Here is a 13,431-nt window from a genome sequence, read left to right on the forward strand (position 1 = left end):
TCGGAGTGCTTTCTGGGTTTTACCGTGCTTTTGCCGCGCTACGCGACCGGATCGGCAACCGCCGCAGCATAAGCCCGCACGATTTCGATGAAACCGGCAAGCACCGGGCTGACTTCAGCCGTACGCCACACCAGTCCCGTTTCGATCGCCGGCACCGATTCGCGCAGCGGCCGGTACACGACGCCAGTACGCCGCAGGTTACGCAGCGACTGCGGCACCAGTGCGACCCCCATGCCCGCCGAAACGAGGCTCACGATGGTCTGCATCTGGATCGCTTCCTGGCCGATGCGCGGCGCAAGGCCGGCTACGCCGTAGCAATCCATAATGATGTCATAAAAGCCTGGCGCCAAACGGCGGGGGAAGACGACGAGCGGCTCATCGGCGAGATCAGCGAGGCTGACCGGATGCGGATGCCACCCTGTCTCGAGCGTGCCCGCAGCGCCGGCGGTTCCGTCGAGACGCGCCGCCAGCGCCGATGACATCGCAATGACCAGCGGCTCGCGTACGATCGGCAGCCACGACAGCTGCGCCGCGTGACGCGGCGGCAACGGGGCGATGACGAGCCCCGCATCGATGCGGCCGGCGACGAGTTCGTCGATCTGCACGTCGCTGGTCGCTTCGGTGAGCTGTAATCGCACGCGCGGATGGCGCACGCCGAAATCGCGCAGCAGCGGCGGCAGCAGGCCGTAGTCGGCGGTCGAGACGAACGCGAGCGATAGCACCCCCGCCTCGCCGCGTGCGAGACTCTGGGCGAACGGTCGCAGGCTCTCGGCGGCGGCCAGTAACCGGCGCACTTCGGGCAGCAGATCGGCACCCACCGGCGTAAGCTCGACGGAGCGTTTGGTGCGGGCGAACAGTTCGACGCCGAGCGTTTCCTCGAGCGCGCGGATCGCCTGCGATAGCGGCGGTTGCGTCATCGACAGGCGCGCAGCGGCCCGGCCGAAGTGTTTTTCCTCGGCAACGGCAATGAAATAGCGCAACTGCCGCAGATCGGGCGTAACAGCAGGTAGGACAGCGGGCGTGACACGTGACATCGATATGTTTTTCGACCTAATAAGCCGCTAATAATATATTAGACACACCTCTCAGGACATTGCATTCTTGCGCGAGACACCGCACCCCATGCCTCGTGGGTACCGATCAAAACAAACTGGATGGAGCTCCCCATGCCGTACAACCGTCGTTCGAAGAACATCACGCAAGGCGTCGCGCGGTCCCCGAACCGCTCGATGTATTACGCGCTCGGCTATCAGAAGGAAGACTTCGACAAGCCGATGATCGGTATCGCCAACGGTCATTCGACCATCACGCCGTGCAACTCGGGCCTGCAGCGCCTCGCCGACGCGGCGGTCGGCGCGATCCGCGACGCCGACGCGAATCCGCAGATCTTCGGCACACCGACGATCTCCGACGGCATGTCGATGGGCACCGAAGGCATGAAGTACTCGCTCGTCTCGCGCGAAGTGATCTCGGACTGCATCGAGACCTGCGTGCAGGGCCAGTGGATGGACGGCGTGGTTGTGATCGGCGGCTGCGACAAGAACATGCCCGGCGGCATGATGGCGCTGGCCCGCCTGAACGTGCCCGGCATCTACGTGTACGGCGGCACGATCCGGCCGGGCAACTGGAAGGGCAAGGATCTGACGATCGTGTCGTCGTTCGAAGCGGTCGGCGAGTTCACGGCCGGGCGCATGAGCGACGAAGACTTCGAAGGCATCGAGAAGAACGCGTGCCCGTCGTCGGGTTCGTGCGGCGGCATGTACACGGCCAACACGATGAGTTCGTCGTTCGAGGCGCTCGGCATGTCGTTGCTGTATTCGTCGACGATGGCCAATCCGGACGAGGAAAAGGTGCATTCCGCCGCGGAATCGGCCCGCGTGCTCGTCGAAGCGGTGAAGAAGGACCTGAAGCCGCGCGACATCATCACGAAGAAATCGATCGAAAACGCGGTCGCGCTGATCATGGCGACGGGCGGTTCGACGAACGCCGTGCTGCACTATCTCGCGATCGCGCATACCGCCGAAATCGAATGGACCATCGACGACTTCGAACGCATCCGTCGCCGCGTACCAGTGCTGTGCAACCTGAAGCCGTCGGGCCAGTACGTCGCGACCGATCTGCACAAGGCCGGCGGCATTCCGCAGGTGCTCAAGCTGCTGCTCGACGCGGGCCTGCTGCACGGCGACTGCATGACGATCACAGGCCAGACGATGGCCGAAGCGCTGAAGGACGTACCGTCGGTGCCGCGCGCGGACCAGCAGGTGATCTTCCCGATCGATAAGGCGCTCTACAAGGAAGGCCACCTCGCCATCCTGAAGGGCAACCTGGCCACCGACGGCGCCGTGGCGAAGATCACCGGCCTGAAGAACCCGGTCATCACGGGTCCGGCACGCGTGTTCGAGGACGAACAGAGCGCGCTCGCCGCGATTCTCGCGGACCAGATCAAGGCCGGCGATGTCGTCGTGCTGCGCTACCTCGGCCCGAAAGGCGGCCCTGGCATGCCGGAAATGCTCGCACCGACTTCGGCGATCATCGGCAAGGGGCTTGGAGAGACGGTCGGTCTGATCACCGACGGGCGCTTCTCAGGTGGCACATGGGGCATGGTGGTCGGCCACGTGGCGCCGGAAGCGTTTGTCGGCGGCACGATCGCGCTCGTCGAGGAAGGCGATTCGATCACGATCGATGCACACCAGTTGCTGCTGCAACTGAACATCGACGACGCCGAACTCGCACGCCGCCGCGCCGCATGGCAGCAACCGAAGCCGCGCTACACGCGCGGCGTGATGGCGAAGTACGCGGCGCTCGCACTGCCGGCTCACAAGGGCGCCGTGACCGGTTAAAGCGCGGCAGGCACGTGCCGTAAATGCAGAGGGGCGCACGGTTATTCTTCGTGCGCCCCTCTGCTTATAATGCGTCCACCACACCCCCGCCCAACCGGGCATCCGTACCGGCAGAGACCAGAATGACATCAACGATGTATGCGGCACTCGCTCTCGCGGCTGCCCTCGCAACCGCGACCGCAGGCGCCGCGCATGCGGAACCGGCCAGCGGTCTCGCGCTTGCCCAGCAGCAGAACTGCATGAGCTGTCATTCAGTGAAACGTCCGTTCATGGGGCCGGCGCTGCATGACGTGGCAGCGAAATATGTGGATCGCAGCGATGCGGCAAGCTATCTCGCCCACAAGATCCTTGAAGGCAGCACGGGTGTCTGGGGTCCGGTGCCGATGCCCGCCAATACGCAACTCACGCCCGACCAGGCCGCCAGCCTCGCCGGCTGGATTCTGACGCTGAAATAACCTTCGCCATACGGTTGCGCGGTACGGTCAGACACGCAGCCGCTCAGTAGCGGTCTGCGCCACGCCGCGCCATCTCGTCCCTGACCGCATCGCGTACCCAGCCGGTCAGCTCCGTTTCGAGCGCAAGCGCCACTTCGCGCGTGATCTGGTTCACGAGCCAGGTGGAGTGCTCCTGCAACGCATCGCGGCAACGCGTCTCGATCACGCTGCGCCCTTCGCCGGTCAGATAGCTGGCGAACCGGCCTCGGAGCCGCTCGGCCAGTGCTTCGGGGTCGTAGGCGTAGGCATCGTGGGAATCGTAGGAATTGCGCAGATCGGCGGCGACCAGCGCGGGCGCCACCGATGGCGGCGCAACAAAGCTCGCCACCGGCGCGTCCGGCACGGCAGCGGGTGCCGCACTGGCGCTGAGCGGGCCGATGGCGGAATCGGTGGCAAACGCGCTGCTGGCCTCGAATGGCGCATGGCCAGCCGGCGCCCATTGCGGCGCCCGCGCATGTGTAGGGTTGCCGGGCACCAGAATGTCGGTCAGAAGCGGGATCGAATGGTCGTCAAGATCGGACACGTGAGCACTCCGTCGAAAGATCGAGCGAGCCGGCCGCCCAGCTTCAGGCTGCCCGGCATGGCCGGCGCACGATGTGCAGACCGGAACTCAACCGCCCTGCTTGTGATTGTTCAGAGCATAGCCGCGGTCGCGGTAGAAGCGGTAGCGCTCGCGGCCTGCCGCGAGTTCGTCGGGCGCATTGCCGACGATCTCCAGCAAGCGCTCGAAGCGCGCAAACTGCGCCGGCACCTCCGCCCCCAGATTCAGCAGCACCTGATGATGCGGTGCATCGTCGAGGTTCGAGGTCAGCACGATCGGTGTCTGCGCCACCACGGCCGCGCCGGCCATGCAGTGCGGCACGAAGTCGAGCGGTGAAAACGTCCACAACTGCTCGTCGAACGCACGCAGACGCGGCGCTTCGGCCAGCACCACCGTCGGCTGGCCGGCCTGATACGCCTTGCGTACGAGGCGGCACGCGTACAGCAGCGCGTCGCCTACGTTCGTATGAAAGTCGATCCGCGTCATGGCCCGCTCCACCGCGGGGCAGGCGCCCCGCCGTTGCGCTGCTTCATTAAGCCGAGCGGTCGATCAGGAACTGCGTGAGGAGCGGCACCGGCCGTCCCGTCGCGCCCTTCGCTGCACCGCTCTTCCAGGCCGTACCCGCGATATCCAGGTGGGCCCACGGATACGCTTCGGTAAAGCGCGACAGGAAGCACGCGGCGGTGATACTGCCGCCCGGACGGCCGCCGATGTTCGCGAGATCCGCGAAATTCGACTTCAGCTGTTCGTGGTACTCCTCGTCGAGCGGCATGCGCCACGTCGGGTCCGACGCTTCCTTCGAGGCATCGAGCAGTTCGCCCACCAGCGCATCGTCCTTCGAGAACAAGCCGCTGTTGTGATGGCCCAGCGCGATCACACAAGCGCCGGTCAGCGTCGCGATGTCGATCACCGCGGCCGGCTTGAAACGCTCGGCGTAGGTCAGCGCATCACACAGGATCAGACGGCCTTCGGCATCGGTGTTCAGCACTTCGATCGTGAGACCGGCCATGCTGGTGACGATGTCGCCCGGCTTCGTCGCGTTGCCCGCGGGCATGTTCTCGCAGGTCGGGATGATGCCGACCACGTTGATCTTCAGGCCCATTTCGGCGACCGCTCGCAGCGTGCCGAACACCGAACCCGCGCCGCACATGTCGTACTTCATCTCGTCCATGCTGTCGCCGGGCTTCAGCGAAATACCACCCGTGTCGAACGTAATGCCCTTGCCGACCAGCACGATCGGCGCGGCCTTCGCAGCGCCGCCCTGGTACTGCATCACGATGAACTGGGGCGGTTCGACCGAACCACGCGTGACCGACAGGAACGAACCCATCTTCAGCGCTTCGAGCTGCTTCTGGCCGAGTACGTCGACCTTCAGCTTCCAGTCCTTACCGAGCTTCTTCGCGGTGTTCGCGAGGTAGGTCGGCGTACACACGTTACCCGGCAGATTGCCGAGATCGCGCGTGAGGTCCATGCCGTTGGCCAGTGCCGCGCCTTGCTTCGCAGCAATTTTCGCGGCCTTTTCGTCGACGGTATCGACGCTGAACACGACGCGCTTCAGCGCGCGCGTGCTGTGGTCGGGCTTGCTCTTCATCTGCGTGAAGCGGTAGGTCTGTTCGCGCAGCGCGAGAATGGCGGCGCGCACGGCCCAGTCGGCCGAGCGCTCGAGCACCGGCAACTGGGCCAGCGTGAAGGCGACCTGAACGATCTTCGTGCCGAGAATCGCGCGCCATGCGGCGCGTGCTGCATCGCCGTACGCTTTCTGGGTGAATTTGTCCTGCTTGCCAAGACCGACCAGCAGCACGCGGGATGCGCCGATGCCGGACACTTCGTGCAGAACCAGCGTCGTACCGCTCTTGCCGTCCATGTCGCCGGCCTTGATGATGCGTGTCAGCAGGCCTTTGGTGGCCGCATCGATTTCCAGCGCCGCGCCCGACAGCGTCTGCGATTCGAACACACCGATCACGATGCAATCCGATTTGCCGGTCGGGAACCCGGTTGACGAGCCTTTGCTCCAATCACAGGCTTTTATGCTAAAGTCCATCGCGCTTGTCCTCGGATAAAATCTGGGCTTAGGATGAAAGCCGCAATTATCCGCTATTTTTCCCGCGGCGGCTGCAAGGATGGTGCAACGGGTACCATCTGGAGCACGCCTTCTCGTCATCAACAATGATCTTCGAACGCTCCCTCCAGCGCGAACTCGCGTATACGGCTGGTGCCGTGTTCATGGTTCTGCTCACGCTCGTACTGACGACGATGATGATCCGCATCGTCGGCTTCGCGGCCTCGGGCGAAATCGATCCGCGCGACGTGCTGGTCCTGATCGGCCTCACTGTGATCGGCTACCTGGCGATCATGCTCGTCGCGACCCTGTTCGTGTCGATCCTGTTCGTCCTGACACGCTGGTACCGCGACTCCGAAATGGTGGTATGGCTCGCGTCCGGCGTGAGCCTCACCCAGTTCATCAAGCCGGTCGGCGTATTCGCTACACCGATCATCATCCTCATCATGTTCTTCGTGTTCGTCGGCTGGCCGTGGTCGAACCAGCAGAACAAGCTGATTCGCGCGCGCTTCCAGCAGCGCGACGAAGTCTCGCTGCTGGCACCGGGCCAGTTCCGCGAATCGGCGGTAAGTCACCGCGTGTTCTTCATCGAAAAGATGACGCCGGACCAGGCGCGCGTCGAGAACGTGTTCGTTACCAGCACCGAAGGCGGCAAGGTCAACGTGGTCGTGTCGAAGACGGGCCACACGGAAACCCACAAGAACGGCGACCGTTTCGTCGTGCTCGAGAACGGCCGGCGCTATGACGGCGAGCCGGGTCATCCGGATTTCCGCATCATGGAATTCGAGCGCTATGGGGTGAAGATCCAGAGCCAGCCGGTCGTGAGCACGCCGAGCACGACGGGTACCTCCACGCTCGACCTGATCCGCGACCCGACCCGGGACAACCTCGCCGAGCTGGCGTGGCGCATCGGTCTGCCGCTCATCGCGATCAACCTGATGCTGCTCGCCATTCCGCTCGCCCACCAGAACCCGCGCCGCGGTCGCACGATCAACCTGGTAATGGCCGTGCTGATCTACCTGACGTACTCGAACCTGCTGAACGTCATCCAGTCGTGGATCGAGCAGGGCAAGATGTCGTTCGTCGTCGGTCTGATCGGGCTGCATATCGTGGTCGCCGCGGTCGTCGTGTTCATCTTCTGGATGCGCGTGCGCAACCGGCCGCTGTTCACGTGGGCGATGTTCCGCCGTTCGTCGCAGGGAGCGTGATCGATGCGCATCTATGAACGGTACTTCGCGCGCCAGATCTACCTCACCTTCGTCTTCATTCTGTTCGCGTTCTCGGGCCTGTTTTTCTTCTTCGACCTGATCAACGAACTGAATTCGGTTGGACACGGTAACTACAAGTTTACGTATGCGGTGCTGCGCGTCGCGCTGCAGACGCCCTCGCGTTTCTACGAAATCATTCCAGTTGCCGCACTGATCAGCTCGATCTATGTGTTCGCGCAGATGGCCGCGAACTCCGAGTACACGATCTTTCGCGTCTCCGGTCTCGCGACCAACCAGGCGTTGCGCTCGCTGTTGAAGATCGGCATTCCGCTCGTGATCGTCACCTACCTGATCGGCGAAGTGGTCGGTCCGTACACCGACCAGCTGTCGGAGCGCGTGCGCCTCGAAGCGCTCGGGTCATCGGTATCGAGCAACTTCGAATCGGGCGTGTGGGTGAAGGACACGCTCACTGCACGCGCGGACGGCGAGCAGGTCACGCGCTTCGTCAACGTCGGCAAGCTGCAACCGGACGCGACGATCAGCGACGTGCGCATCTACGAGTTCGATGCGAAATTCCGGCTCTCCAACGTACGCATTGCGAAGAGCGGCAAGTATCAACCGCCCGGCCACTGGCTGCTGACCGATGTAACCGATACGCAACTGATCGACGTTCCCCCGCCAACAGGCTCCGGCGCCAAACCCGCCGACGCGCTGAACCCGGTGTATCGCGCGGAGCAGGTTACGTTGCCGGAATACTCGCTGCGCTCGGAGCTGACGCCGCAAATTCTGTCGGTGCTGCTGGTGTCGCCGGAACGGATGTCGATGTTCAACCTGTTCCGCTATATCCAGCATCTGACCGAGAATCATCAGGATTCGCAGCGCTACGAGATCGCCCTGTGGCGCAAGCTGCTCTACCCGTTCGCGGTATTCGTGATGCTGGTGCTGTCGCTGCCGTTCGCCTATCTGCATACGCGTGCGGGCGTGGTCGGCGTGAAGGTGTTCGGCGGGATCATGCTCGGGATGAGCTTCCAGCTCTTCAACACGCTGTTCTCGCACATCGGTACGTTGAACACGTGGCCCGCGCCGCTCACGGCGGCAACGCCGGGGTTGATTTATCTGGTGCTGGGTCTGGTCGGGTTGAAGTGGGTCGACCGGCATTAGGAGCGAAGCGATGAGCGCGCATGGCATCGTCCTGTTTGGTCACGGCGCACGCGATCCGCGCTGGGCTGAGCCGTTCGAGCGGCTGGCCGGGAAACTGCGGGCCCGGCACGGCAACGCTGGGCCGGTTTCACTCGCCTTCCTCGAACTGATGACGCCCGACCTGCCCGCCGCCATCGCCGCACAGGCCGCCGCTGGTTGCACCGTGATCAGCGTCGTGCCGGTTTTCTTCGGTCAGGGCGGGCACGTGCGACGCGATCTACCGGTTATCGTCGATGCCTGCCGCGCGGCGCACCCGGGCGTGACGATACATTGCGCGACTGCTGCCGGCGAAGATGACGGTGTGCTCGATGCGGTGGCAGATTACTGCTTGCGGCAGATTGCCAGTAGATAGCCGAAGCGACTGCAGCAATCGTTTCAATCGATACAAAGCAAAACGCGCCTGCCGGCGCGTTTTTTTTCATACGATGATTCGATGTTCGTCGTGTCAGGCGGCGTTCAGCAAATCGCCGTTCTGTTCCGGCTCGGCTTGCTGCGCATCGCGCTCGCCGAATGCTGCGCCGATCATCAGCAGGCTCGGTTGGGCCGGATCGAGCCACGACTGTGCATCGCCGGCTGCGAGTGCTGCGAGCGTCAATGTGAGCGAGCGCTCGCGCGACGTGCTGCATGCTTCGACGATCGCGACCGGGGTTGCAGCAGGACGTCCGGCGTCGATCAGTTCCTGGGCGATTTCCGGCGCGCTGTCGCGGCCCATGTAGAACACCAGCGAATCCGCATTGACCTGCTCACGGATCGCGGCGCTGTCGGGCGCGCGACTGTGCGTGGCCAGCGCCACACTGCGCGAGACGCCGCGCAGCGTCAGCGAACGTTGCAACGTTGCGGCACCCGCGAGCGCTGCCGTGATACCCGGCACCACTTCGTATTCGATGCCCGCGGCTTCGAGCGCGCGCATCTCCTCGTCGGCACGACCGAACAGCATCGGATCGCCGCCCTTCAGGCGGACGACGACGTCATGCTCGAGTGCCGCATCGACGATCTGCTTGTTGATGAAGTGCTGCGCCGTCGAGCGCTGACCGCAACGCTTGCCGACCGCGATCCTGCGCGCATGCGGCGGCGCATGATCGAGCATCGCCGGTTCGACCAGCGCGTCGTGCAGCACGACATCCGCGATGCCCATGAGCCGTGCGCCGCGCACCGTGATGAGGTCCGCAGCGCCGGGTCCTGCACCGATCAGATACACCTTACCCATTTATCCTAATCCCACGTACGTGCCGTTAATCCGCTTGATCCGCACTATTGGCTGACCACACGGCCCACTGCCGCGTAGTGTCTACGCCGAAAATGCACGAATCATGCCGGCTGCAACCGTGTGATGCGTCGCTTCATCGATCAGCACGAATGCGCCGGTGCCCGGATGCGTATCGTACACGTCGCAGACGAGCGGCTTCTGCAGCGTCACCGTCACACGGCCGATGTCGTTCATCGCGAGATCGTGGCGATCGACTGCATGCGACAGCGTATGCACATCGAGCACCTCGCGGATTGCGCCGATTCGCGCGAACACCGTGTTGGTGGTCTGCTTTAGCAGGTACTTGCGCTGCGTCGACAGCGGTACTTCGTCGAACCAGCAGAGGTCGGCTTCGAGCTTCTTTGCCGGTTCGGGTACGGCTTCGAGTTCCGCGCCAGTCGCACCTGCCGCTGCATAGTCCCGCAGCACGAACGTATCGCCGCGCGACACATCGACATCTTCCGCGAGACGGATCGTCACCGTCTGTCCGGCAAACGCGCGATCCACCTGCGCGGTACCGCCCGGCACTGGCGCAATGATTTCGCTCACCGTCGCTTCGCGGTTCGCAGGCAGCACGACGATCGTATCGCCGAGCTTCACTTCGCCCGACTCAACACGGCCCATATAGCCGCGGAAATCGTCAGCCTGGCTGCCATCCTGACGCGCCACCCACTGCACCGGGAAACGCAGCGCCTGGCCGGTCGGCTGTTCGACGGGCAACGCCTCGAGCACATCGAGCAGTGGCTCGCCCGCATACCACGGCATGCGCTCGCTGGCTGTCACGATGTTGTCGCCCTTCAGCGCCGACACCGGCACGAAACGCACATCGGCAAGACCCAGATGACGCGCGAGTTCGACGTAAGCATCGCGGATCTCGTTGAACCGCGCTTCGCTGTAGTCGACCAGATCCATCTTGTTGATCGCGACGATCGCGTGTTGCAGACCGAGCAGCTTGACGAGCGCGCTGTGACGCTTGGTCTGCGGCAGCAGTTGCGCGACGCCGCTCTCGAACGTGACGCGCGTCGCGTCGACGAGAATGATCGCCGCATGCGCGGTCGATGCACCGGTCACCATGTTGCGCGTGTACTGCTCGTGGCCCGGCGTATCGGCGATGATGAACTTGCGCTTGGCGGTCGCGAAGTAGCGATACGCGACATCGATCGTGATGCCCTGCTCGCGCTCGGCTTCGAGGCCGTCGGTCAGCAGCGACAGGTCGATTTCGTCGCCGACGGTGCGCTTGTTCTTCGCACGTGACAGCGCCGACAGTTGATCCGACAACACGGCCTTGCTGTCGTACAGCAGGCGGCCGATCAGCGTGCTCTTGCCATCATCGACGCTGCCTGCAGTGATGAAACGCAGCACGCCGAGGTCTTCTGGTTGATGAATGCTCATGATTGCCTTGTCCAACGTGTCGACCAGAGTTGGCGCTTCGGCGCTTACTCTGGCCCCATGTCTGAGTTAGCGCTTTAGCGCTTACTCGGACGCTGTGCCTTAGAAATAACCCTGCTTCTTGCGCTGTTCCATCGCGGCTTCCGACGTCTGGTCGTCCATCCGCGTCGCGCCGCGCTCCGTGATTTCGGTCACGGCCGTTTCGGCGATGATCTTCTCGAGATCGTCGGCATCGCTTTCAACCGGGCACGTGCAGCTGATATCACCCACTGTGCGGAAACGCACCAGCGCGGTTTCACTGGTCTCGCCCGCACGAATCGGCGTCAGCGGCGTCACCGGCACCAGCAGACCATTACGACGCACGATCTCGCGCTCATGCGCGTAATAGATCGACGGCAGTTCGAGCTGTTCGCGCGCGATGTATTGCCACACATCCAGTTCGGTCCAGTTCGAGATCGGGAACACGCGCAGGTGTTCGCCTTGATGCAGGCGTGCGTTGAAGAGGCTCCACAGTTCGGGGCGCTGTGCCTTCGGGTCCCACTGGCCGAATTCGTCGCGGAACGAGAAGATGCGTTCTTTCGCACGCGCCTTTTCTTCATCGCGGCGCGCACCGCCAATCATCGCGGTATAGCCGTGTTGCGCGATCGTCTCAAGCAGCGTGACGGCCTGCGCGGCATTGCGCGAATCGGTTTCGCGGCGCAGCCGCACGGTGCCGCGTTTGATCGAATCCTCGACGTGACCCACCACCAGTTCCGCGCCGATTTCCTGCGCGCGACGATCGCGGAAGTCGATCACTTCAGCGTAGTTGTGACCCGTGTCGATGTGCACGAGCGGAAACGGCAGCGACGTCTTGCGGTTCGCACCGAGACCGAACGCCTTCAACGCGAGATGCAGCACGACCACCGAATCCTTGCCGCCCGAGAACAGCAGTGCAGGCTTGCTGCATTCGGCGACCAGTTCGCGCAGGATGTGAATCGACTCGGCTTCGAGCCAGTCGAGGTGATCCATCCGGTTCGCGGTATTGGCAAGCGGAGCGTTCACAGCGGAATCGAGCGTCGTGCTCATGTTCAGGTCCTTCGTCGGTTCGCACAGCGGGGGTCACCCGCGGCGCGGAAATAATCTGTAATCTGGCCGGTTGGCGGCGAATAGCGCGATATTACGCGGAAGCGGATTCGGTGCTCACCGCAATCGGGATCGTCGTGATGTGCAGCCCGCATTCCTTCGTATCGCGCGACTCCCACCACCAGCGCCCCGCCCGGCTATCTTCGCCGGGACGAATCGCGCGGGTACAGGGCTCGCAACCGATGCTCGGGTAGCCGCGCGCATGCAGCGGATTGACCGGCACGTCGAATGCCTGCAGATACGCCCACACATCGGCCTCGGTCCAGTCCGCGAGCGGATTGAACTTGGCGATGTTGCGCGCGCCGTCGTGTTCCTCTTCGTGCAGCTCCGCACGCGTCACCGACTGCTCGCGGCGCTGCCCCGTCACCCACGCGCTGACATCCGACAGCGCGCGATTGAGCGGCTCGACCTTGCGGATCTCGCAGCAACGCTTGCGCAGATCGATGCTGTCGTAGAACGCGTTGAGGCCGTTCTGCGCGACGTATTCGTCGATGGCATCCTGCTGCGGATGAAACTGCTCGATCTCGTAACCGTAGCGTTCACGCACGCGATCGATCATGCCGAGCGTTTCCGCATGCAGACGACCGGTGTTCAGCGAGAACACACCGATCGCGACGCCACGCGAGAGGATCGCGTGCGTGAGCAGCATGTCTTCGGCGGCGAGACTGCTGGCGAGCTTCACGCGGGTATGACGTGCCGCGATCGAATCGAGCAGCGTATCGAGCCGTTCGATTTTCGCTGCAAGTTCCGGCGTGATAGACGCGTGGTCGGTGCTCATACAGCCGCCTTCGAGGCTGCCGCATCGCGCCGCCGGAACAGCGGCACCGGATTGTCGAACGCGCCCTGGTACTGCACGGTGAACTCGTCGAACGCCTTCAGTGCGTCGTGAATGTCCTTGTCCTCGCGTACGGCGTATGCGTCGAAGCCGCAGCGGAACATGAATCTCAACTGATCGCGCAGCACGGCGCCGATCGCGCGCAGCTCGCCCTTGTATCCGTAGCGTTCGCGCAGCAGCCGCCCGATGCTGTAGCCGCGGCCGTCGTTAAACACGGGGAAATCGACGGCGAGCAGCGCAACCTTGTCGAAATCGCTGGCGATGTCGGCGGGTTCGCTGTCCGGCGCGAGCCACACGCCCAGCTCCGAAGCGCCGCGCGTCGCGCTCAGTGCTTCGCGCGAGGCTTGCCACAGTACGAGCGGTACCACGATCTTGCCGGCCGGCAACGCGTCGACTGCGGGCAACGTACCGTCTTCGGCTGCACGCACGATGATCCAGTCGTCGGAGACAATTGCGCGGTTCTTGATAATCGAAGCCATCTGCCTGTATTCCTTTTG

At 63.6% G+C, this 13,431-nt stretch carries 14 protein-coding genes; 5 read left to right on the top strand and 9 right to left on the bottom strand.

Annotation, left to right across the window (positions count from 1 at the left end):
* Window positions 1-38 precede the first annotated feature (38 nt).
* The gene (locus BWP39_RS11480; RefSeq protein ID WP_096720210.1) at window positions 39-1,034 is read right to left on the bottom strand and encodes a LysR family transcriptional regulator; all 996 of its coding nucleotides are present in this window, start codon (window positions 1,032-1,034) and stop codon (window positions 39-41) included.
* A gap of 132 nt (window positions 1,035-1,166) precedes the next feature.
* On the opposite strand from BWP39_RS11480, the gene ilvD reads away from it, so the two are divergent.
* Both ilvD and BWP39_RS11490 read left to right on the top strand, forming a co-directional pair.
* Window positions 1,167-2,840, top strand: a complete 1,674-nt coding sequence (gene ilvD / locus BWP39_RS11485; RefSeq protein ID WP_096720212.1) for a dihydroxy-acid dehydratase — start codon at window positions 1,167-1,169, stop codon at window positions 2,838-2,840.
* A 122-nt stretch (window positions 2,841-2,962) separates the two neighbouring features.
* Window positions 2,963-3,295 carry a c-type cytochrome gene (locus BWP39_RS11490; protein WP_096720214.1) on the top strand — a complete coding sequence of 111 codons (333 nt, stop codon included), beginning with the start codon at window positions 2,963-2,965 and terminating at the stop codon, window positions 3,293-3,295.
* Between the two features lie 43 nt (window positions 3,296-3,338).
* On the opposite strand, the gene BWP39_RS11495 is transcribed toward BWP39_RS11490, so the two are convergent.
* The 3 genes from BWP39_RS11495 to BWP39_RS11505 form a co-directional block, all read right to left on the bottom strand.
* Complete coding sequence (locus tag BWP39_RS11495) at window positions 3,339-3,857, bottom strand: DUF2486 family protein (RefSeq protein WP_096720216.1); 519 nt, start codon at window positions 3,855-3,857, stop codon at window positions 3,339-3,341.
* 87 nt (window positions 3,858-3,944) lie between these two features.
* Window positions 3,945-4,361 (bottom strand): DNA polymerase III subunit chi, encoded by a 417-nt coding sequence (locus BWP39_RS11500; protein WP_096720218.1) that lies wholly within the window; start codon window positions 4,359-4,361, stop codon window positions 3,945-3,947.
* Between the two features lie 46 nt (window positions 4,362-4,407).
* The gene (locus BWP39_RS11505) at window positions 4,408-5,916 is read right to left on the bottom strand and encodes a leucyl aminopeptidase (protein WP_096720220.1); all 1,509 of its coding nucleotides are present in this window, start codon (window positions 5,914-5,916) and stop codon (window positions 4,408-4,410) included.
* A 125-nt stretch (window positions 5,917-6,041) separates the two neighbouring features.
* Between BWP39_RS11505 and lptF the strand changes: the two genes are divergently transcribed.
* From lptF to BWP39_RS11520, 3 genes are read left to right on the top strand one after another with little or no spacing between them, the layout of a single operon-like run.
* Complete coding sequence (gene lptF, locus BWP39_RS11510) at window positions 6,042-7,142, top strand: LPS export ABC transporter permease LptF (RefSeq protein ID WP_096720222.1); 1,101 nt, start codon at window positions 6,042-6,044, stop codon at window positions 7,140-7,142.
* A gap of 3 nt (window positions 7,143-7,145) precedes the next feature.
* On the top strand, window positions 7,146-8,303 hold the full coding sequence (gene lptG, locus BWP39_RS11515; RefSeq protein ID WP_096720224.1) for an LPS export ABC transporter permease LptG: 1,158 nt from the start codon (window positions 7,146-7,148) through the stop codon (window positions 8,301-8,303).
* 10 nt (window positions 8,304-8,313) lie between these two features.
* Entirely contained in the window at window positions 8,314-8,694 is a 381-nt protein-coding gene (locus BWP39_RS11520) for a sirohydrochlorin chelatase (protein WP_096720226.1), read from the top strand.
* Window positions 8,695-8,787: 93 nt separating this feature from the next.
* Here BWP39_RS11520 and cobA read toward each other — a convergent pair whose 3' ends face one another.
* The 5 genes from cobA to BWP39_RS11545 all read right to left on the bottom strand — a co-directional run bounded on the left by cobA (window position 8,788) and on the right by BWP39_RS11545 (window position 13,413).
* The gene (gene cobA, locus BWP39_RS11525; protein ID WP_096720228.1) at window positions 8,788-9,549 is read right to left on the bottom strand and encodes a uroporphyrinogen-III C-methyltransferase; all 762 of its coding nucleotides are present in this window, start codon (window positions 9,547-9,549) and stop codon (window positions 8,788-8,790) included.
* Between the two features lie 81 nt (window positions 9,550-9,630).
* The gene (locus tag BWP39_RS11530; RefSeq protein ID WP_235851439.1) at window positions 9,631-10,983 is read right to left on the bottom strand and encodes a sulfate adenylyltransferase subunit 1; all 1,353 of its coding nucleotides are present in this window, start codon (window positions 10,981-10,983) and stop codon (window positions 9,631-9,633) included.
* A 96-nt stretch (window positions 10,984-11,079) separates the two neighbouring features.
* On the bottom strand, window positions 11,080-12,042 hold the full coding sequence (gene cysD, locus BWP39_RS11535) for a sulfate adenylyltransferase subunit CysD (protein WP_096720232.1): 963 nt from the start codon (window positions 12,040-12,042) through the stop codon (window positions 11,080-11,082).
* A 91-nt stretch (window positions 12,043-12,133) separates the two neighbouring features.
* On the bottom strand, window positions 12,134-12,877 hold the full coding sequence (locus BWP39_RS11540; protein ID WP_096720234.1) for a phosphoadenylyl-sulfate reductase: 744 nt from the start codon (window positions 12,875-12,877) through the stop codon (window positions 12,134-12,136).
* Window positions 12,874-13,413 (bottom strand): DUF934 domain-containing protein, encoded by a 540-nt coding sequence (locus BWP39_RS11545; RefSeq protein ID WP_096720236.1) that lies wholly within the window; start codon window positions 13,411-13,413, stop codon window positions 12,874-12,876. Before BWP39_RS11545 ends, BWP39_RS11540 begins: the two co-directional genes overlap by 4 nt.
* Window positions 13,414-13,431: the final 18 nt, after the last annotated feature.

Origin of the sequence: Paraburkholderia acidicola, from assembly GCF_002362315.1 — a bacterium.
In the GTDB taxonomy this organism is placed as follows: Bacteria; Pseudomonadota; Gammaproteobacteria; order Burkholderiales; family Burkholderiaceae; genus Paraburkholderia; species Paraburkholderia acidicola.